We start from the raw sequence: 21,785 nt of genomic DNA, 5'->3' as shown, positions 1-21,785 counted from the left end.
ATTTAATCAAAAAATTGAGAAAATGAAACGATTATACAAAATAGCATTTGGTCTGGCGGGGGCAATATTGCTTGCTTCCTGCCACAAATACGAGGCACTCGATTTTCAGGTGGCTAAACCCACAAGCTTCTCGGCCCAGGAGCAGATCGATGCCTATCAGCCATTAAAAACCTATATTGATAGAACGGCAAATCCTAAATTTAAATTTGGTGCCGGAGCCAGTCTGCAACCCTATCTCTCCAAAGGCGTAATTTACAGGCTCATTAACAGCAATTTTGATGAAATTACACTAGGTTACGAAATGAAACATGGTGCCGTTGTACAGGCTGACGGAAGTTTGGCCTTAACCAATGTGAAAAATCTGCTGGAGACAGCGTCTAAAGCCGGTATTACAGTTTTTGGGCATACACTGGCCTGGCATGCCAATCAAAATGCAACATATTTAAAAGGGCTGATTGCCCCAGTTGTAACTCAGTCAAACGGAGGCCCAACATGGGATTTGGTAACAGGCGCTGATTTTGAAACCGATAATGCTGCAAATTATCAAACCAATACCAATGCGGTAGCCTCATTTACAGCCTTAGGTCAGGGAGCAAATGGTATAGGTAGGGCATTGAAAATAAGTAATGCAAGCGTTCGGGCTAACGATTATGACGCACAGTTATTTGTAAAATTCTCCCCAGCTATGCAGCTCAACGAAATATATGAGCTAAAAATGGATGTACGTTCCGATGTGGCAGCATCTTATCCTACACAAGCACATAGTACCCCTGGGACTTACTTATGGCATGATTTTTTTGGTACAATTTCCTCAACAACAACATGGACAACCTATACCAAACAGATTACCATTACTCAAAAAGAAATGGCAAACACTGGTACAATTGCTTTTAACCTGGGTAAAACAGCTACAAATTTTTATTTCGATAATATCACGCTCAAAAAATACAACTCGCTTGGTGGTACTACAATTGTAGAAAAAACTGCCGAGCAGAAAAAGACCATTTTAACCACGGCATTAGATACCTGGATTAAAGGCATAGTTACCGCTTCAAAAGATTATGTTAAAGCTTGGGATGTGGTAAACGAGCCAATGGATGATGCAAAACCAGCTGAGCTTAAAACTGCTGCGGGTAGAACTTCCATTGCGGCTGATGAATTTTTTTGGCAAGATTACCTGGGTAAGGATTATGCGCTAAAGGCATTTCAATTGGCTAGGCAGTATGGTAATGCGACTGATATCCATTTTATTAATGATTATAACCTCGAATATAGCATCGATAAATGCAAAGGATTAATTGATTACGTAAAGTATTTAGAAGGCAAAGGCGCAAAAATAGATGGTATTGGTACGCAAATGCACATTGTAGCTACTTCTGATAAAGCCAAGATTGAAGAAATGTTCAAATTGTTGGCCGCAACCGGTAAACTGATCAAAATATCAGAATTGGATATGGGTTTTACAGGAAATATAAAAACTGCACAGGCAACACCCGAGCAATATGCAGCTCAAGCTGAGATGTACAAATATGTCATCAAGAAATATTTTGAGCTAATTCCAGCAGCTCAGCGATATGGAATCACCATATGGGCGCCTCAGGATAGTCCAGCAACCTCAAGTTGGAGGGCAGGCGAGCCAATTGGCTTATGGACAGAAGGTTTTGTACGAAAACCAGCCTATGTTGGCACAGCAGAAGGCTTAAAAAAATAAATAAATTTACCACGCGATTAAAGCCAGGAACAACGTTAACCGTTTTCCTGGCTTTTTTATTTGAAATTACCAGTAAAATTGACTCAGATCTAATTGCGGTTTATGCTGTCTCTTCCATCCGCATAATTTACCATTTCATTTTCCCTGGCGCCATTTACCAGCCAGATTATAACAAATTTAATATAGTTATGCAACCGATTGTTTTTTTCGAAAGTAAATGATATATTCGAATAGAAATTACTCAGGTATGAGCTTTACATGAGCATAATTTTTTTAAAAAGAAAATAACCAAATATTAACAATTAAACGATGTATTTCTGTGATGAAACTGGGGTAGGGTTTGTAAGAATCCACATTTCCCCGAAAATTATCTGTTGCCATATTTTTCAGACTTTATAAGCATGACCGTAAAATCTTTTCTTCCGCTTTGCGCTTTGCTCGTTACAGTTTTGTTCACTAGCCTAACGGCAAAAGCCGAGGTAAAACTTCCACAGCTAATCAGTAATCGAATGGTGCTACAACGAAATACAGATTTAAAGATCTGGGGTTGGGCCAATGCAAATGAGAAAGTTAAACTTTCTTTTAACAATAGAAAGTTTGAGGCAATTACCGGCAGCGACGGGAAGTGGTTGATTATGCTTCCTAAAATGAAAGCCGGAGGCCCGTATACCATGACCATTGAAGGGCAGAATTTGATTACTTTAACCGATATTTTAATTGGAGATGTATATTTTTGTGCCGGCCAATCTAACATGGTGTTAGCAATGGAAAGACTGAAAGAAAATTATCCAAATGAAGTTAAGAACGATAATTTTCCTCAGATCAGGAATTTCTTTGTACCCACAAAAGCTGATGTATCCAATGAATCACTGGATCTACCAAAAGGGGAGTGGAAGTTGGCATCAGGTAAAGAATTGCTTGAGTTTGGAGGAGTTACTTACTTCTTCGCAAAGAAACTGTATCAAAAATACAAAATCCCCATTGGGATCATTAATTCCAGTGTGGGTGGAACACCAATAGAGGCCTGGATGAGTATGGATGCATTTAAGGATTTTCCTGCAGCTGAAGCCCAGATCAAAAACTTTAGGGATACCATTTATATGAACAACCTAAAAAAACAGGGGCTACCTATGCCAGTTAAAATCTTGCAATCATCCTATGTGCCAAAAACATGGCATAAGTTCTGGATGCCGGGTTATTGGGCAGATCAGGGCGTGAGAAACCTGAATGGCATCCTGTACTTTAAAAAAGAAATTGATGTTCCTGCGGGGATGACAGGTGTACAGGCAAAACTTTTTATGGGGCGTATTATCGATGCTGATTCTACTTTCGTAAATGGCGTTTTTGTAGGCAATATTACTTATCAATATCCTCCAAGAAGATACAATGTGCCAGCAAACCTGTTAAAACCTGGAAAAAATACCATTTTAGTAAAAGTTACAAATACAATGGGCAAAGGTGGCTTTGTGCCTGATAAAAATTATTCGCTACAGGCTAACGGACAAATAATTGACTTAAGAGGCGAATGGGATTACCAGGTGAACCAGGTATTTCCTAAACCAAGTTATTCCCTGTCAGGGCAACAGATTATCCAGCCAATTGTGGCGCAAAGTTCTCCTACTGGACTTTACAATACCATGGTTGCACCTGCAATCAATTATAGTATAAGTGGCTTTTTATGGTACCAGGGTGAAACAAACTCAGGCAAGCCAAGAGAATACGCCAAACTGCTACCTGCACTAATTAACGATTGGAGGAGTAAATGGGGCTTAGGCAATATTCCTTTTTTATTTGCACAGCTACCCAATTATATGGAGGTTGATTATGTTCCCGTTGAGAGTGACTGGGCGGAACTTCGGCAGAGCCAACTCCAAACTTTAAAAGTACCAAATACAGGAATGTCTGTTGGACTCGGTGCCGGCGAATGGAATGATATTCATCCCCTGAACAAAAAAACAATTGGCGAGCGTTTGGCTTTGTGGGCCCAAAAGCTGATTTATGGTGAAAAAAACATCGTTTACTCAGGTCCGATCTACAAATCGGCGACAGTTCAAGGCAATAAGGTGATTTTGAATTTTGATCATGTTGGAAGTGGGCTAACTGCAAAAGGTGAACCCGAACTTTATCATTTTGCCATTGCAGGTGCCGATAAAAAATATATTTGGGCCAAGGCTAAAATTGAAGGTAACACCATAATTGTTTGGAACGATAGCATTTCCAGTCCTGTTGCTGTTCGATACGCCTGGGCGGATAATCCCGACGGTGCAAATTTATATAACGCAGATGGCTTGCCGGCATCTCCGTTCGAGGCTGAAATAAAATAGTTTAAATTAGGGGTGTTAACTATATTTACGCACAAAGCAAATATAAATCCACAGTGTACCAAGGTGAGCTAAGCAAGCCCTGCACTAGTACAAATCACAATCCAGATCGCTAAAGCGTGAATCTATTGTTATGATGTTAAAACGAGTATCAGGTATAAGCGCAATGTTTCTTCTAGGGATATTGTTATTGACGTACACCATTGTAAAGGGGCAAGGTAACCCCAATTTCATTACCCTTAATACAAAAAATGGCCTTTCTTCAAATACTGTAAATACAATCCTGCAAGATCATAACGGCCTTGTATGGTTTGGTACCAGCGATGGACTGAATAAGTTCGATGGTACCAATTTTACCGTTTATACTACTAAAAGTGGCGATAGCACAAGCATTCCCTCTAACAATATCTCGGCACTTTTAGAAGACCGGAGTGGAAGACTTTGGGTGGGTACAAACGGAGGGGGCCTGGCTTACTACGATGCGATGAAAAATACATTTAAATCATTTGTAGGCGAAGGTATCCCGAATCGCAACGTCCCGTTTAATGTATTAACGCTTTACGAAGATAGAACCGGAAATATCTGGGTAGGTACTTTTGGCGGCTACCGGGTGATCAATACCAAAACTTTTAAGGTAAAAAATGTAGGTATCGGTGCATTGATGGGCAACGGTTCCAGTGTGCTTTCTTTTCTTCAAGGTAGTGGCAATAAGATATGGATCGGCACGAATTTAGGACTTTTGGCGCTTAATTTAACCACCGGTGCCACCGAGAAGTTTACCCATCATCCCAATGACCGTTCAGGCCTTACTGATAATTTCATTAAAACCATGGTGAAGGATGAAAAAGGGCGGATATTTTTTGGCACCTACAATGGCCTCAATATGTTGCTGGATGATGAAAAACATTTCAAATCCTTTTTGCAATCGGGTGATAAGCTGTTTTCAAACGACATTATTTATGCTGCCAGATTGGAAAAAGGAGGTAAATTGTGGTTAGGAACCGAGGATGGGGTAACTATTTTTGATACCGCCACCGAGGTTTTCTCAAACATTCGCCCCAACAAACGCGAAACCTTTGGCTTAAGTCATAAGTCGGTTAGAAGCATTTGTATGGCTAATAATGGCATTATCTGGCTAGGTACCTACCAAGGCGGGGTAAATAAGTTCGATCCAAATTTAGCACTGTTTAACCTAAAGCGTAGCAGCCCGTTTGATCCTAAAGGACTTTCATCACCCATTGTCACTTCTTTTGCCGAATTTTCTAAACGAAAAATCTTTGTGGGCACAGATGGTGGAGGCTTACACTTTTTCGATCGTGATAAAGGTGTGTTCGAGCATATTGACATTAAAAGCAAAATTGATTTTTCCCGGAATCCATTGGCCATCCTTACGCTAATGCTCGATTCTCGGGGCACGCTTTGGGTGGGCACATACCAGCACGGCTTATTTGCCTATAATCCCAAAACCAAAACTTACAAACAATTCCTGGCCGGACCATCGGCAACTGATCTTAGCCAAAACGAAATTTTCGCTATCAAAGAAGACAGCAAGGGTTTGATATGGATTGGTACAAATGGAACCGGAGTGAATGTATTTGATTATAAGACGAATTCATTTACCCGTTACGGCACTCAATCCTCTCCACCTATGGTGCTCCCTAGCAATGGTTTTATACGGGCAATTGTCGAAGATCCTTACGGAAATATGTGGATATCATCCAGTGGAACGGGAATAGCCGTATTTCAACGTAACAACGGGAAATTTAAAGTATATCGAAAAGCAAATAGCGTGCTTTCTAACGATGTGGTATTGAGTTTGTTATGTGATAGTAGAGGAAATATATGGGCCGGAACAGATGGCGCAGGGCTCGATCTTTTCAATCGCCGTACCGGAAAATTTACCAATTTTAACGAAACAAATGGATTGCCAAATGCTATTGTTTACAAAATATTGGAAGGCAGAGATGGGCTGATTTGGTTTAGTACTGATAATGGCATCAGTTGTCTTGATCCAGAAACAAAAAAAATAAAAAATTTCGGACGTCCCAATGGAGTGCAAGACAGTCCTTTTATATTGAGTTCGGGAATCAGCACTTCAGATGGTGAGCTTTATTTTGGCGGCCAAGACGGTTTCAACTATTTTAACCCGCTCGAACTGCCCTCCAATAATGTGGTTCCAAATGTATTGCTTACCGAACTAAAAGTAGCCAATACTGTTGTACTTCCTGGTGAAAAATCACCTATTCAAGAGCAAATTGGCTTTGCAAAAAAGATTAAACTGAGCTATGGGCAAAATTTCTCCATTAGTTATGTAGCGTTAAATTACACAGCGCCGCAACAAAACCACTATTCTTATCGCCTTGTTGGCTTGGATGATGGTTGGAATGAAGTTGGTAAAGAGAAAACAGCATATTATACGAATTTGGACCCTGGAGATTACATTTTTCAGGTAAGGGCAAGTAACAACGACGGGGTTTGGAGTGATAAAATCACCTCAATTTCTGTTCATATACAACCGCCCTTCTGGAGAACCATTTATGCTTATGTTTTTTATGCAGTCTTAATTGGTACAATCCTGTTTGCCATCAGGCGACGGGGAATTCAGCGCATCAAACAGCAACTTGCTATTGAACAAGCCCAGATCAATGCTGAACAAAGGATCCTACAGCAGCGAAAGGATGCTGAACGTGCCCATGCATTGGATATACAAAAGATTAAATTCCTCACCAATTTAAGCCATGAGTTTAGAACACCTATTTCATTGATTTTGGCACCCGTTGATAAGTTGCTTGCCGTTAAACAGGAATCTGCTGTAGCCGGTCAGGTAAAGATGATCCGTAGAAACGCACGGAGGCTGTTAAATCTGGTCAATCAACTGCTCGATTTTAGAAAAATGGAAGAACAGGAGCTGAAGTTGAACCTAAACGAGGCCGATCTCATTACTTTTATCAGTGAAGCCGCAGAAGCATTCCAGGATCTTTCAGAACGCAAGAAAATTTCTCTTCGCATTAACAGCGATATTAAAAATCTGAAAACGCATTTTGATCAGGATAAAATGGAAAGGATTATATTTAATCTGCTTTCTAATGCATTTAAATTTACAAAAGAAGGCGGGGAAGTATCTCTTAACATGTTCCTAAGATCCGTTGCCGATCAGACTAAGCCTGTATTTTGTATTGAGGTTTCTGATACCGGGATTGGCATTGCACATCAGAGTAAAGATAGGGTGTTCGATCGCTTTTTTATGGATAACAATGTGAGTTCTATCTTAAATCAAGGCAGTGGAATCGGGTTGTCGATTGTAAAAGAGTTTGTAGAACTGCATGGTGGGCAGATTACCGTGGAAAGTGAACTTGGAAAAGGAACAGCATTTTTGGTTTCGATTCCAGTTGAAATAGTGGATGAAGGAAATGATCAAGAGGTTGATGATTCAGCCTATAGTTTTACGAACGAAGAACTGGATGAATCCGTTGCTGAGTCGGCAACTAATGAGGTCAGGATGCCCACAATCCTTTTGGTTGAAGATAATGAGGAATTTAGATTTTACCTAAAAGATAGTCTGCAGCCATTTTATCATATTATAGAGGCGTCAAATGGTAAAGAAGGTTGGCAGAAAACACTTTCCGGACACCCGCAATTAGTTGTTACCGACATCAGTATGCCGGAAATGAATGGCATTGAGCTAAGCCAGAAAATAAAGGCAGACAAAAGAACAAGTCATATCCCAGTTATCCTGTTAACCGCAATCAGTGGAGAAGAGGACCAGGTCAAAGGCCTGAAATCCGGTGCCAACGACTACCTCACCAAGCCTTTTAATTTTGATATTCTCCATGCGAAAATCGACAACTTATTGTTGTTTAATCGCTCGGTAAAAAATGCGTATTCTAAACAGGTGCAGGTACAGGCTAAAGAAATCGAAATTGAGTCTAGTGAAGTTAAGTTGTTGAATAAAATTGTCCAGTACATCGATGAAAAGCTTAATAATCCAGAACTCTCAGTAGAGGAACTAAGCAGGCATGTGGGCATGAGCCGAGGTTCCCTTTACCACAAGCTGCTCGAAATTACCGGTTTAACACCAATCGAATACATTCGATCCGTAAAACTGGAAAGGGCAGTAGAATTACTGGAGAAAAGTGATTACAACGTTGCACAAATCGCATACATGACAGGTTTTGGTACACCAAGCTATTTTTCGAAGCTTTTTAAAGCGCAGTTTAACATGCTTCCATCCGAATATATCAATGTAAAACGAAAAGATAAACGCGTAAAGCTTTAAAATCCATCTAATAGCTTGTTTAAATTTTAATAAAAATAATTGCGATGTCAGTCTGAGGGATAATTTATTCCATAAAAATCAATATGAATGACGTGTATAATTCCAATATTTCTTTTGCCCTATGACTCATCCTTGCCTCGGCTCGCCGCCGCCGATGGGGCTCTTTCTTTTTGCTGTCAAAAAGAAACAAAAAACACCGGCTGAAAATTTTTCTTTCTAAGCTAGTGGGGTAGCTAGGTCGGTGGAGCCCGAAAAATTTGTTAGGCCGGATTTAAGTGGAACGGGGATACGGTGCTGTGGCCTAGCTGGGTGGAAATGTATAGTATTGCAAGTATGTTATAGTAGCAATTGGGAAATCACGTCATGGTAGCCTGTCGAAGATCCCTATTTTTAATACAAAGAAAGTACTTCAACAAGCTATCATTTACAGATTCCAATAGAAAGGTCGTCAGCAATGACGATACATTGTGAGCTATAAAATCCCCTGTCACCCATATCGATTTTTTTAAAACAAACATCTGGAGCTTTCTTTTGAACAAATCGCTCATGCCAGTAAGGCCATAGATGTTAGTTTTGAGCATAACCAACATGCATTTTATGAAAAAACTTCTTCTATTGATCGCCTTTCTTTATACTGGCTATTCGTACGGACAAATTAAATTTACAAACCCGATTATGGCAGGGTTTTACCCTGATCCCAGTGTAACCAGAGTGGGAAGCGATTATTACCTTGTCAACTCAACCTTCGCTTACTTTCCAGGGGTTCCGGTGTTCCATAGCAAGGATTTAAAAAATTGGAAGCAGATCGGCAATGTGATCGATCGCCCATCACAAATGACTTTTTTCGGTGATCGTACCTCGAGAGGGCTTTTTGCACCTTCAATCAATTATCATAAAGGAACATTTTATATGACCTGCACCAATATCGATAAGCGCGGAAATTTTGTAATGACGTCAAAAAAACCTGAAGGGCCATGGAGTGATCCCGTTTGGTTACCGCAAGTGAGAGGGATAGATCCCTCACTGTTTTTTGATCAGGACAAAGCCTACATCGTTTATAACAGCGATGCGCCAGATAATAAACCGCTATATCCGGGGCACAGAACCATCCGTACTTTTCAGTTCGATCCAGTAGGGCTAAAAGTAGTGGGTGAAGAAGTTCAGCTGGTAAACGGTGGGGTAGACCTCAGCAAAAAACCGGTCTGGATTGAAGGACCGCACATTTTTAAACGTGGCGATTGGTATTATCTCTGTGCTGCCGAAGGAGGTACTTCCGTTAATCACTCACAGGTAATTTTAAGAAGTAAGCAAGCCACCGGACCTTATGTTCCTTATGAGAAAAACCCGATATTGACGCAGCGCGATTTAGATCCAAGCCGTAAAGATCCGATTACTTCTACCGGGCATGCAGAATTGGTTGATGGTCCAGATGGTAAAACTTACGCCATTTTCCTGGCGGTAAGACCTTATGAAGGCAATCATTATAATACCGGGAGGGAAACATTTATCGCGCCGGTTAAATGGGTAGATGGCTGGCCAATCATTAATCCAGACCAAAAAGAAGTTCAATATAGTTATGCTGCTGATTTTAAGGAGGTAAAACAGGTTGCCCCACCACAAAGTGGAAACTTTACCTACAGAACTACCTTTGATAAAAAACTGGATCAATCATTATTGTTTCTAAGAACCAATGATACCAGCTGGTATAGGTTAGATAAAGAAAATGGCTTGACAATCAAGTTACTGCCAGAAACGTGCATGGGGCTAGGAAATCCGGCATTTATCGGTAAAAGACAGCAGCATTTAACAGGTAGCGCTTCAACTGAGATGACCTTTACGGCGGCGCAGCCAAATGAAAAAGCAGGAATGCTTATCTTTCAAGGTGAATATAATTTTTACTATATCTGCAAATCAATAAAAGATGGCCAGCAGGTAGTTCAGCTTTACAAAGGAAACCGGGCTACTAAGGGTATGGACTTGATTATTGAAACTCCGGTAAAAGCTAAGACCCTGCAGTTTAAAATAGAAGCTGATCGAGGGCTTTACAATTTTCTCTACGCTGAAAGTCCGGGCAAATGGAAAATATTAAAGGATAAAGTGGACGGAAAGTTTTTGAGTACTGAAACCGCAGGAGGTTTTGTCGGCTCACTTTACGCGCTTTATGGTACTTCATCCGGAGAAAACACTAAAAGTACTGCGTCTTTTAAATGGTTAGATTATAGTGGCAATGATACCATTTACAAGCAAAAATAAATAAGACAGGTGTCTGTTGATCTTATTGCCTGAAGCATATTGAAGAATAGTTGATGTTACCTAGGCTACCTGCGAAAAGTTCTTCCAGGTTAATTAGTTATAAAAAAATCTCGCAGGTGCTGTAATACCTGCGAGGTTATTTTATTTAAACATAGGGCGAAATTCTATTTCGCAGAAAATGTCCAAAAATCGATATTTACTTCTGGTTTTTCTGCACCTTTAATGGTTAGGAAAAGATCTTGTTTTCCTAACGCGCCATTAACTTTACAGCTTATTTCTTTCCAGGTTTGCGCATCACCAGTATTTGGCACGGCAAGTGTTCCAATTACTTTTCCGTCAGGGCTGCCTAATCGGAGTTCAATTTTATTGTCCTTCCCGATACTTGCTACAGAAGCTGAAAACTTTTTTGCTCCTTTGCCGAAGTCTACGCCCCTGATTTTTATCCAGTCTCCGTTTTTAATATGCGTAACGTTTAAACCACCTTTGCTACATGTTTCAGTTTTAACACCTTGTTGGTCACTCATTGTTTCGGCCTCCACACGCATGTAGGGATTTAATCCTTCCACCTGTGGTACTCCATCTGCCGTGTAGGTTACTTGCTCTATACTGCCATCGGCTTTGTAATTTAGCACCTCAACAGCCAGATTTCTTTTAAATTCTGTGGGGATTCCCAATTTGTATGCGACCGCCCTGTTGTGGTAGGCGTGGTACCATTGTCCTTTAAATTCGAAAATTCCCTGATGGTTGTTGTTATTGTTTTTTGGTGGTTGCGCGGCAACTATTCCTCCATAAGTAAATCCGGTTGTGGGGCTTTTACTCATCATATAGTCGATGCGCATCTGCGCTTTTGGATTGGTTGAGTAAGAGAAATAATAAATCCCATTTCTTTTATGCATCCATGAAGCCTCAAAAAATGCAGGAGCAGTAATAGAAGTTGCAGGGCCAGCTACGCTGATCATATCACGGTTAAGTTTAATTACCCTAACATTGCTCTCGCCGTTACCGCCAAAATACATATAGGCCTGGCCATCATCATCAATAAAGGTCATTGGATCAAATAACCACATGTTTGGCGCAGGAAGTACACCTGGCGTTTCGGTTTCAACGAGTTTTTTCCCAATTGGATCTTTAAATGGCCCTATCGGACTGCTCGAGGTTGCTACGCCGATGCCATTGCCACCATTTCCGAAGTATAGAAAAATTTTGCCGTCGCGGGCAATTGCTGCCGGAGCCCAGGTTCTGCCTGCCCAGGTTACATCTCTCGGTGCTTCAAATACCACACCATGGTCTGTCCAGTTTTTCATGTCACTGCTCGAAATGCAAACGATCGATTTCATTTTGTATCCGCTATTTTTATCGTAGGAGTTTTCATCGTCGTTAGATGCGTAGAGATAAACTCTTCCGTTGTAAACAAGGGTGCCAGGGTCTGCCAAATGGCGGTAGCCGACTATAACATCATCGGCAGAGCTGATTTGAGCGGTTGTAAGAAGAAACAGAAAAGCGCAGAAGGCTAAGATGGATTTAAGGTTCATAAAAGATAAATTTGGTTAATTTCAATCAATGCCGCTAAATTATTGAGAAGCCTAGTCAGCAACTACTTTATTTCGTCAATTTTACTAGCACATTTGGTTAGTTTGCTTGTTTTTCTGTAACAGGATTGATTGAATTAAAAACATTTGTAACATAGATTTGAACAAAGCGGTTCGTTGATCTGCACATTTCTGAATAGCTTTGAATACCAAATATAAACGCAGCGCAAGTTGAAAAGCTGATTAACCTGTATGAAGAACCTTAAATTATTTACATTATTGCTCTTTTTTGTGCTAAATGTAGCTAGTGTTGATGCGCAAAAAGCAACAAATCCGCTCATTTTTGCCGATGTACCCGATCTTTCGATGATCAGAGTAGGGAAAGTGTATTACATGAGCAGCACCACGATGCACATGAATCCTGGTGTGCCCATCATGAAATCAACTGACCTGGTAAACTGGAAAATTGTAAGTTACGCTTATGATACCCTCGGAAATGCTGACGAATTAACTTTATCCAATGGGAAATGGGATTATGGTCGGGGATCGTGGGCAAGTAGCCTTCGCTTTCATCAAGGCGTTTATTATGTAAGCACTTTTTCTGGTACCACAGGCAAAACGTATATCTACAGTACAAAAGATATCGAAAAAGGTCCGTGGAAAGTTACCTCTTTTAAACCTTCGCTCCATGATCATTCCCTGTTTTTTGAGGATGGAAAAGTTTACATGGTATACGGTACAGGCAAAATTACTTTGGTGGAATTAAAGGAAGATTTAACTGGAATAAAACCCAATACGAAACCCGTAACGATTATCGAAAACGCAAGTCTTCCCACAGGTACGGGCGCCGGATTACCAGCTGAGGGCTCCCAACTGTTTAAAATTAATGGCAAATATTATCTTTTTAACATTACCTGGCCACGAAATGGTATGCGTACGGTTGTGGTACATCGTTCCGACAAACTTATGGGGCCATATGAAGGTCGGGTAGCACTTAAAGATAAGGGGGTTGCGCAAGGTGGTTTAATCAGTACGCCAGAAGGAAAATGGTTTTCTTATCTTTTTAGAGATTTTGGATCCGTTGGCCGCATTCCGTATTTAGTTCCGGTTACCTGGGAAGATGGCTGGCCGGTGTTGGGTGTTGATGGTAAAGTCCCCGAAACATTGGAACTTCCGGTTAGTAAGGGCTTAATTCCCGGCATTGTGGCATCAGACGAATTTACCCGCAAAAAAGGCGACCCTGCGCTTCCACTGGTATGGCAATGGAACCACAATCCAGACCATGCATTTTGGTCGCTAACCAAACGCCCGGGATTTTTACGGATTAGCACTTCCAGATTGGATACCAATATTCTTCTGGCCCGCAATACATTAACCCAGCGTACCATTGGCCCCGTATCAACCGCAATCACTTCAATTGATATTTCCAATATGAAAACCGGAGACCAGGCGGGATTGATGTTGTTGCAACGTAAATTTGGTTGGGTTGGCGTAAAACATACAGGGTCAAAGAAAACGGTGGTAACGGTAAGCGCCCAAAGTGGCACTGTAAATGGTGAAGATGTTCCAGCCGGACAGCAAACCGTTTATCTCAAAGCAAGATGTGATTTTGAGAACCGAACAGATAAAGGTTACTTTTTTTACAGCTTTGATGGCAAAACCTGGAAACCAATAGGGGAGCCGCTGCAAATGTCGTATACGCTTCCCCATTTTATAGGCTACCGTTTCGGACTGTTTAATTACGCAACTGAAAATGCTGGAGGATATGTTGACTTTGATTATTTTAGGATTGAAGCAAAATAAAATAGTTTCAGCCTAATCTTATCCAAGGGATAAATCGTAAAAAGATGTTACCCTGAGGCTTAATTTATTGCATAAAAATCAATATGAGTGACGTTTAATTGATTTCTTTTGCCCTAAGGCGCAGTCTTGCCTCGGCTCGCCGCCGCCGAAAGGCTCTTTCTTTTTGGCATCAAAAAGAAACAAAAAATGCCGGCTGAAAATTTTTCTTTTAAAGCCAGTTGTGCGGTCAGAACAGTGCAGCCCGAAAAATTTGTTAGGCCGGATTTAAGTAGAACGGGGATACCGTGCTATGGCCTAGCTAAATGGAAATGCGAAAGTCGATAAATGTTGATTAATAATGATTGTAAAATAATGTCAATGATAGGCTTAATTTATTTCATGAAAATCAATATAAATGACAGGAGAATTTAAAAGAAATAATATCGTCATTTCGACTGAAGCTTACCGATTTTTCATCGGTAGCGCAATGGAGAAATCTTTAAACCTTTCGGTAACATAGTTCAAAGATTTCTCCATTCCACTGTGTTCCAGTCGAAATGACGACCAATTTTAGAAATTTGTCATTGATTGTGTATTCGAAGGGCATTTATTCGCTGTATTGCGTGTTTTTTGCCCCCAGATTTCTCAATTTACCAATTCGAAACCTGGGGTAATAATAATTCTATCAGGATTAACTTCATCAATTGCTTCAATTCCCCATAACAACCTTATTTTCAGCATATATTTATTGAACCCATGGTTCAATCATTTCGATCGTTCCATCGGCATTGTGCTTCAATTCCGTCACTTTCACATTTCTAAGGTGTGTTTTGCCCGAAAGCTGGGTGTCGTGGTAAAAGATATACCATTTGCCTTTTATCTCTAAAATGGAATGGTGGGTGGTCCAGCCTTGAACGGGCTTCATAAAAGTGCCTTCGTAAACAAATGGTCCGTAAGGTTTGTCGCCAATAGCGTAAGCTAAATAATGGGTATCGCCTGTTGAATAAGTGAAATAATATTTACCATTAAATTTGTGCATCCAGGCACCTTCAAAGAAACGTCTGTCGTGGTCATTAGTAAGTAATGCTTTTCCTTGTTTATCTACTAGCTGAACATCTTTCACTTCGCCATCAAACGATAACATATCGCTGCTCAATTTCGCTACTTTAGCGCTCAATGCGGGTTCATTTTCTTTCTGTGAGTCGGTTTTAGAGCCATTTGCATCGTATTTTCCGTTATTCCAACGTTGCAACTGCCCGCCCCAAATTCCACCAAAATACATATAGCTGGCACCATCAGTATCTGTAAACACCGCCGGATCGATACTAAAACTCCCTTTAATGGGTTCAGGTTCAGCCTTAAATGGTCCTGCCGGATTTTTTGATGTAGCAACACCTATTCTAAATACATCAGATTTATCTTTAACCGGGAAATACAGGTAATAGGTTCCGTTTTTAAAGGCAGCATCCGGAGCCCAAAGTTGTCTGCCGGCCCATGGTATATCTTTTATGCTTAATGCCACACCGTGATCGGTAACTTTACCATTAACACTGTCCATGCTCAAAATGTGGTAATCCCTCATGTCAAAATGATCACCATTATCATTTTCCGGAGTGCCAGTCTCGATATCATGTGAAGGGTAAACATAAATTTTTCCATTAAAAACGTGCGCAGACGGGTCGGCCGTATAAATTTTGGAGATTATTGGCTGCGATAAATAGCTGGTTTTTTTAGGCGTGTTTGCCGTTTCCTTCTCCGTTTTTTGGTTTGCTTGCTGGCAGGAGCTGGCAATAGCCATTCCCATAATGGATGAAAAAAGGGTGATTTTTTTTAATTCGTTAATCATGTTGCTCATGGTTTTGGTTAATTAATTTTCTGTGCTTTTAATGCTTTCCGGTGGTCCTAAGTAACTCGGTTTTAATTCTCCAAGATCTAGTACTAATTTTTGCAGTACCACGCCTGGATTAATCATCCAATAGTTGATAGTGTGTTTTCCGGTCTTGTTAAAGACAAGAGGAGTTTTAAAAATTTTGATATTGTTGGCTACCGATTGTCCCCAGGCATAATCGGAGGTATAATCCTTGCTGATATTAACTACTATGGGAGATTGCCCGTCTAATGAAACGGCGAACTTTAGTCCATCTTTCCCAGTGAAATCAATAGTAGGGGAGATAAAGGTATTTAAGGTGAAATTGCCCGTTTCAGTTACAAAAATGTCATAAGCTAAATGTGGTGAACCTTCGCCAGGTTGCTGAATTGGTGAAGTTACAGGTGTTGCAATTACGCCGCCCCGGGTTTTTCCGTAATTGGGGATGGTTTTCCAGAAAATAGGTCTGCTGTTTACCGCTCTGCTATAACTTGTCGCTTCCATCGAAATGTAGCCCTTATCAGGGAGGAATAAATTAGCAGGTAAGTCAGTTAGTATAATGTTTTCGGTTTTAATGGGGATGGTGATGCTCGATTTATCACTGCCAGAAACGAGAATTTCGCTTGTTTTGGTGTTTTTTGGCGCTTTATTCCAATCGATGCTGATCTGAATTTTCTGATCATCGTTAAGTGTTCCCTTTTTGCTGCTTAACATAACAAAATCAGGCGCTTTGATGTTGTATTTCATTTCACCCGCACCTGTTCTAAAAATTTCGAGCGTATGTGATGTATTTGCAAGCGCTGAAAAAGTGAAACCCTGCGCTACCTTTGTTTTTCCAGTAAAATGGAGCTCAGAGCTTTCCAGTGAAACACCCAGGGTAGTAGAAGTATTGTTAATCAGCATAGTTTTAGGGATAATATTGCTATCAGGTTGTTGCCAGGATGTGTAGCCAATATGCGTTTGATCCATCATATGGTCCCATTTTCCTCCAGCCATTGTTTTGTTGTAGTAAGTGCTGATTTCGGCATCCCGCTTAAAAAGAGAATCAACTTTACCGGCGAAACTATTCGTAGAAAACCTGCCCTGTTTGGCATATAGTTTGTTTTTGGCTACCGCGAGATACATTTCATATAAATTAGCCACAGCCTCAATTTGGTGAAGAACCAATTGGTAATAGGCATCTTTTTGATTACCAGCTAGCTGGTTACTGGTGCTTGTAGCTTGTTCTTTAAGTTTTTTAAAATCAGCGGTAACTTGTTCGAACTCGTTATAGTTGCTTAAACTATAGGTATTTGCATTAAGCAGTTCTGGTTTAATTCTGCCTGCGTATTTTAGGTAAGTATCTATATGGCTGGCAATTGCTGTGGCGTGTTCATTACCAAACTGGTTGGCCGACCAATTAGTAGTGTAATCCGTTAATTTATCGGCCGGGATGGCGTCAGGATTCCAGGCATAATCTAAAAAGAACTGGATGGGGAACTCCATTGGTTTTAAATCGCCTACGTTTACGATCCAGATCTGATTGGCATCATGTTCGTATGCCAGTCGCATCTGTTCCCAAATTTTTTGGATAGGGTTGGTGTTTACCCATTTGTAGTTTCTGGGGCCGCCCACGTAGTCGAAATGATAATAAATCCCATAACCGCCTTTTCTGGGCGCTTCACCTAAACCTGGCAATTTTCTAATGTTGCCCCAATTATCATCGCATAAAAGCAAAGTTACATCATCGGGAACGCGCATCCCTTTGTCGTAATAATCCTGAACTTCCTTATACAAGGCCCATAGCTGTGGCGTTTGCGCTGCAGGTTTTTTGGTTACTTTTTCAATTATTTCACGTTGATCTTTTACAATTCTTTCCAATAGTGCGGTAGCTGTGCCTGTAGACATAGGCTCGTCGCCATCGCCACGCATGCCAACAGTAATGATCTGTTCTTTATCGGCTACACGTTGCAGACCGCTTTCCCAAAATGCACGTAACTGTTCGGGATTTTGATCATAGTTCCATTTGCCGCCTTTATATCTTTTCCATTCATCATGGGCCCGTGTTAAGGGCTCGTGATGAGAAGTTCCAATCACTACGCCATATTCGTCGGCTAAAACAGGGTTGAGTTTATCGTCGTCGTTAAATGCACTTCCCCACATGGCGGGCCATAAATAATTTCCTTTTAAGCGAAGAATCAATTCGAATACCTTCTCATAAAATTTATGGTTAAAACCTCCAAATTCTTTTCTGCTCCATCCCGAAAGTGCGGGCGCTTCGTCATTTAAGAATATCCCCCGGTATTTTACCGCAGGTGAAGAAATTACATGACGCTCGGCAATAACATAGAGCGAATTGCTTTTTTTTACCGGAACATCAGCCCAATAATACCACGGCGAAACACCAATTTGAGCAGAAAGCTCGTATATTCCATATATTGTTCCCCGTTTATCGCTTCCGGCAATTACTAAAGCAGAATCTACGCCCTTAATTGGGTTTTTAACCACCTGGATTATGGTGGCCTCCCATTTTCCGGCAATTTCGGAGACATTTAGACTATGGTTCCTGATCATTTCGTCGATGATTTTGCTGTTGCCGATAGTGCCGATAATGATCGGCATGCCGCTTGTTTTATCCGTTAAAAAATCGGGTTCAAGTCCACTTACCTTTTTAATATCGTTTTGAAGATTTTGGGCAGCACGTATAGCGCCTGGCCATTCATTGGCACTTACTAAAATAGATGGAACCTTACCTTTGCTCACCACAGCAAAACTTCCAGGCAAATAAGTATTTACCGTAATTGGACCGAGCCCAGCGGCTTGTGCAATGAGGACGTTGAAAAGGAGTAAGATTAACGGAAATATTTTCTTCATTGCTTAAAATTTAATAACGCTCCAATAGGCTCTTTTTGGTTTTAATTGCGTGTCGAAAAGTAGGGGGTAATTTTTGCGGCCAGGTACAGGATAACCATCCAGCCAGGTACGACGATCAGAAATGTTCCAGAAGGTAACGTTGGTGATTACACTTTTATACTTTCTGAATACGTTGAACACCATTTTGTATTTTGCAACCTGTTGATTTTCAAGTTCGGCGGTGTAAGCATCGCTTTCATTCGCACGTTTGGCACGTTTATTTTTCTCCCATGGATAAATGGAAAGATCTAACTCGGTAAACTGTATTTTAAGGCCTAAAGATGAATAGCGTTCAATTGCGGTAACGAGTTCTTTTTCACTAGGTTCGTAGATAGACCAATGTGCCTGGAGGCCAACACCGTCTATAGGTACATCTTTGTCTTTCAGGCTTTTGAGTAACTTGTATACGCGTTCTCTTTTTTCTGGTCGTTCGGTATTGTAATCATTGTAATAAAGCTTTGCATCAGGATCGGCGGCATGTGCATATTCAAAGGCTTTAATGATAAAGTCTTCACCACAGATTTGGTACCATTTCGAATTTCTTAAGTATTTTGTAGAATCGTCATCAATAGCCTCATTTACCACATCCCAGGCATATATTTTTCCCTTATATCGCCCAACTACGGCATCAATATGTGCCTTCAACCGTTGTAGCAACACTATTTTACTTACTTCCTTTCCCTCCTTATCAGTGAAAAACCATGAGGGTGCCTGTTCGTGCCAGCATAAATTATGGCCACGTACTTTGATGTTATTTTGCGCTGCAAAGCTGATAATTGAATCCGCTTCCCGCCAATTAAATTTACCCTCTATAGGCTGCATCGACTCCATTTTCATGTCGTTTTCTGCTGTAATGCTGTTAAAATGTTTTTTGATCAACGCACCTTCCTCTCCGCTCAGATTTCTTTTGCCAACGGCAACACCAATTGAGAAGTAATCTTTGTAAAAATCTTTTAATCCCCTGCTATCTGTTTGATAACTGGAAACCGATTGTCCCGTTTTACATCCTCCGAAGCCCAGTAAGAAGAATAGAAATAGGATATAACTAGAAAATATATTTTTGGCACTCATTGTATCTTGATCAGTTCGGAAAAGTATAGGCTATTTGATTATTTTTTGCCAAGTAAACTCAGCATCTTTTCTCCATATCTTTTGCCTAACATGCGGTAGCCTTCGGCAGAAAAATGAAGATTGTCCGGTCCATCAGGGCAGCCCGCAGAAGAAATAACGTGTGCGTTGGGGATGGTTTGCGGTAAAGTTGCAATAATAGCATTCATGTTGGCACAAACTCCGCCCTGATCGGCATTTACCACTTCTCCGGCCAGTAGTGGCGTATTTTTAGCTTCTAATTTCAGGTCTCTTAATAAGTTTTCATATACGCCCTTTACTTTTTCAGGCCAGGCCTTGTCACCGGTGTTTGATTCTCCCTGATGCAACAATATTCCTTTGATTATGCCACTTTGCTGTGCAATTTTAGCCATCTCTACCATACGGGCATATGGGTTTCCCTCATATTCAGCTAACATACCCTTCATCCAATCTGGCGCTGTTGCCGTGTAGGATTGGTAATTTTCTTTGTCGAACAGTTCAATTTTACATCCGCCTACGGCGACATTGATTACACCGATTTTAATATTTTTGGGCAGGTTGGCAACAAGTGTCCGACCGAAATAATCTACCGGGCCCAGTCCCGTTTTACATCGTGTTAGCGGTGGAACAGCAGTATACCAGTTGCCTTTTGTACGATTTAAGTTGTCGCAATTAACGGCTTCCAACAGGCGAAACCGTTGGTTAACCGCTGTAGTATCTTGTGTTTCAAATTTGGCGGCACCTTCCATGTTCGATTGTCCGAAACACAGAAATATATAAAAATTTGAATCTTGTGAAAATGAGGGAATACTGATCAGCAATAAAGCTGCGCAAGTAAAGATGGCACGTAGTTTAGTCATATTTGGTTATAATTGATATATGTATTGTTACGCTTAATAACTGATGATTTAGCAGTAGCTATTGTCTTTAATCATCAAATGGTTGTTTGTTTAAAACTTTGTAACCTCGTAGTATGCTTTTTTGGGTTTTAAATCGGCATCAAATAGTAATGGAAAGTTTTTCCTACCTCTGGCATCAAGCCAGCTATACCGGTCGGAGAGGTTCCAAAAGGTAACACCTGTAATGTTTTTTTTATATTTTCTGAACACCTCAAAAACCATCTTGTATTTTTCCAATTGCTGTTGTTCCATTTCTGGTGTAAAAACAGCTGCATCAGTGCCTTTTTCTCCTGTAATCATCTGGCCACCCTGTCTTCCCGAATACACGGAAATATCTAACTCGGTAAATTGGATCTGAAGACCAAGAGATGAAAACAATTCAATGGATTTTTCAAGTTCGGAGCGGGTAGGGTTACTGATAGACCAATGTGCCTGTAATCCAACGCCATGGATAGGAACTCCTTTGGCTAACAGCTTTTTAAGCATCTGATAGATCTTATCCCGTCTTATAGGATTTTCCGTATTATAATCGTTATAAAACAACAAGGCTTTTGGATCTGCCGCATGTGCATCCCTAAATGCTTGTTCAATGAAATCCTCTCCGGCAATATTATACAGCTGAGATTTTCGGAAAGTACTGGTGTCATCTGCAATTACTTCATTCACTACATCCCAGGCATAAATTTTCCCACGATAACGGGATACAACGGTGTTAATATGGTTTTTGATCCTGGAAAGTAACACTTCTTTAGTTACCTGGTTTCCTGTGGAGTCTTTAAATAGCCATCTTGGTGTTTGGGCATACCAGACTAAGCAGTGGCCCCTTACTTTTATTTTGTTCTCTAATCCAAATTGAACAATTGAATCTGCAATTTTCCAGAAAAACCTATTTTCAAAAGGGTGTATTGGACCCATTTTCATTGCATTTTCTGCTGTGATACTATTAAAATGTGTTAAAATCAGGGCTTTTTCTTGATTATGGAGATCGCTCGGCTTAACGGCAACACCTATGGGAAAATAATTTTTATAGTAATCTTTAAGCCCGCTGGCTCTTTTGTATGCACTTAAGGTTAGGATTCCTAAGAAAAGGAATAGAAGAATCGCTAATAATTTATTTGGCTTTCGGCTCATAATCTGGTTTGATGATCAGTAGGCTAAATTATTCG

General features: G+C 40.6%; 11 protein-coding genes. 5 read left to right on the top strand and 6 right to left on the bottom strand.

The features are described 5' to 3' along the window. The first annotated feature begins 22 nt into the window (after positions 1 to 22). The 4 genes from ACTJKN_RS14320 (at position 23) to ACTJKN_RS14305 (ending at position 10,561) form a co-directional block, all read left to right on the top strand. Positions 23 to 1,711 carry an endo-1,4-beta-xylanase gene (locus tag ACTJKN_RS14320; protein ID WP_440825966.1) on the top strand — a complete coding sequence of 563 codons (1,689 nt, stop codon included), beginning with the start codon at positions 23 to 25 and terminating at the stop codon, positions 1,709 to 1,711. A gap of 401 nt (positions 1,712 to 2,112) precedes the next feature. After that, positions 2,113 to 4,035, top strand: coding sequence for a sialate O-acetylesterase (locus tag ACTJKN_RS14315; RefSeq protein WP_440825964.1), 1,923 nt, complete (start codon positions 2,113 to 2,115; stop codon positions 4,033 to 4,035). A 130-nt stretch (positions 4,036 to 4,165) separates the two neighbouring features. Beyond that, entirely contained in the window at positions 4,166 to 8,308 is a 4,143-nt protein-coding gene (locus ACTJKN_RS14310) for a hybrid sensor histidine kinase/response regulator transcription factor (RefSeq protein WP_440825963.1), read from the top strand. 597 nt (positions 8,309 to 8,905) lie between these two features. After that, complete coding sequence (locus ACTJKN_RS14305) at positions 8,906 to 10,561, top strand: glycoside hydrolase family 43 protein (protein ID WP_440825960.1); 1,656 nt, start codon at positions 8,906 to 8,908, stop codon at positions 10,559 to 10,561. Positions 10,562 to 10,725: 164 nt separating this feature from the next. Here the strand turns inward: ACTJKN_RS14305 and ACTJKN_RS14300 are convergent, their stop codons facing one another. Then, on the bottom strand, positions 10,726 to 12,093 hold the full coding sequence (locus ACTJKN_RS14300) for a glycoside hydrolase family 43 protein (RefSeq protein WP_440825958.1): 1,368 nt from the start codon (positions 12,091 to 12,093) through the stop codon (positions 10,726 to 10,728). A 249-nt stretch (positions 12,094 to 12,342) separates the two neighbouring features. On the opposite strand from ACTJKN_RS14300, the gene ACTJKN_RS14295 reads away from it, so the two are divergent. Then, complete coding sequence (locus ACTJKN_RS14295) at positions 12,343 to 13,893, top strand: glycoside hydrolase family 43 protein (protein ID WP_440825956.1); 1,551 nt, start codon at positions 12,343 to 12,345, stop codon at positions 13,891 to 13,893. A 724-nt stretch (positions 13,894 to 14,617) separates the two neighbouring features. Here ACTJKN_RS14295 and ACTJKN_RS14290 read toward each other — a convergent pair. The 5 genes from ACTJKN_RS14290 to ACTJKN_RS14270 all read right to left on the bottom strand — a co-directional run bounded on the left by ACTJKN_RS14290 (position 14,618) and on the right by ACTJKN_RS14270 (position 21,750). Then, positions 14,618 to 15,718 carry a glycoside hydrolase family 43 protein gene (locus ACTJKN_RS14290; protein WP_440825954.1) on the bottom strand — a complete coding sequence of 367 codons (1,101 nt, stop codon included), beginning with the start codon at positions 15,716 to 15,718 and terminating at the stop codon, positions 14,618 to 14,620. A 21-nt stretch (positions 15,719 to 15,739) separates the two neighbouring features. Next, on the bottom strand, positions 15,740 to 18,592 hold the full coding sequence (locus ACTJKN_RS14285; protein ID WP_440825953.1) for a glycosyl hydrolase 115 family protein: 2,853 nt from the start codon (positions 18,590 to 18,592) through the stop codon (positions 15,740 to 15,742). 3 nt (positions 18,593 to 18,595) lie between these two features. Further along, positions 18,596 to 19,702, bottom strand: a complete 1,107-nt coding sequence (locus tag ACTJKN_RS14280; protein WP_440825951.1) for an endo-1,4-beta-xylanase — start codon at positions 19,700 to 19,702, stop codon at positions 18,596 to 18,598. Between the two features lie 38 nt (positions 19,703 to 19,740). Further along, positions 19,741 to 20,580: a sialate O-acetylesterase gene (locus ACTJKN_RS14275; protein WP_440825949.1), complete on the bottom strand. Its 840-nt coding sequence runs from the start codon at positions 20,578 to 20,580 to the stop codon at positions 19,741 to 19,743. 90 nt (positions 20,581 to 20,670) lie between these two features. After that, a complete protein-coding gene (locus ACTJKN_RS14270; protein WP_440825947.1) occupies positions 20,671 to 21,750 on the bottom strand; it encodes an endo-1,4-beta-xylanase in 1,080 nt (359 codons plus the stop codon). Positions 21,751 to 21,785 lie beyond the last annotated feature (35 nt).

Origin of the sequence: Pedobacter sp. 22163, from assembly GCF_052045595.1 — a bacterium.
Classification (GTDB): domain Bacteria; phylum Bacteroidota; class Bacteroidia; order Sphingobacteriales; family Sphingobacteriaceae; genus Pedobacter.
The sequence above is the reverse complement of the archived record's forward strand: the minus strand, read 5'-3'. Positions and strand labels throughout refer to the sequence as shown.

Coding starts and splice junctions, on each gene's coding strand:
- ACTJKN_RS14320 (WP_440825966.1), top strand. CDS start 23: ATGAAACGATTATACAAAATAGCATTTGGTCTGGCGGGGGCAATATTG.
- ACTJKN_RS14315 (WP_440825964.1), top strand. CDS start 2,113: ATGACCGTAAAATCTTTTCTTCCGCTTTGCGCTTTGCTCGTTACAGTT.
- ACTJKN_RS14310 (WP_440825963.1), top strand. CDS start 4,166: ATGATGTTAAAACGAGTATCAGGTATAAGCGCAATGTTTCTTCTAGGG.
- ACTJKN_RS14305 (WP_440825960.1), top strand. CDS start 8,906: ATGAAAAAACTTCTTCTATTGATCGCCTTTCTTTATACTGGCTATTCG.
- ACTJKN_RS14300 (WP_440825958.1), bottom strand. CDS start 12,093: ATGAACCTTAAATCCATCTTAGCCTTCTGCGCTTTTCTGTTTCTTCTT.
- ACTJKN_RS14295 (WP_440825956.1), top strand. CDS start 12,343: ATGAAGAACCTTAAATTATTTACATTATTGCTCTTTTTTGTGCTAAAT.
- ACTJKN_RS14290 (WP_440825954.1), bottom strand. CDS start 15,718: ATGATTAACGAATTAAAAAAAATCACCCTTTTTTCATCCATTATGGGA.
- ACTJKN_RS14285 (WP_440825953.1), bottom strand. CDS start 18,592: ATGAAGAAAATATTTCCGTTAATCTTACTCCTTTTCAACGTCCTCATT.
- ACTJKN_RS14280 (WP_440825951.1), bottom strand. CDS start 19,702: ATGAGTGCCAAAAATATATTTTCTAGTTATATCCTATTTCTATTCTTC.
- ACTJKN_RS14275 (WP_440825949.1), bottom strand. CDS start 20,580: ATGACTAAACTACGTGCCATCTTTACTTGCGCAGCTTTATTGCTGATC.
- ACTJKN_RS14270 (WP_440825947.1), bottom strand. CDS start 21,750: ATGAGCCGAAAGCCAAATAAATTATTAGCGATTCTTCTATTCCTTTTC.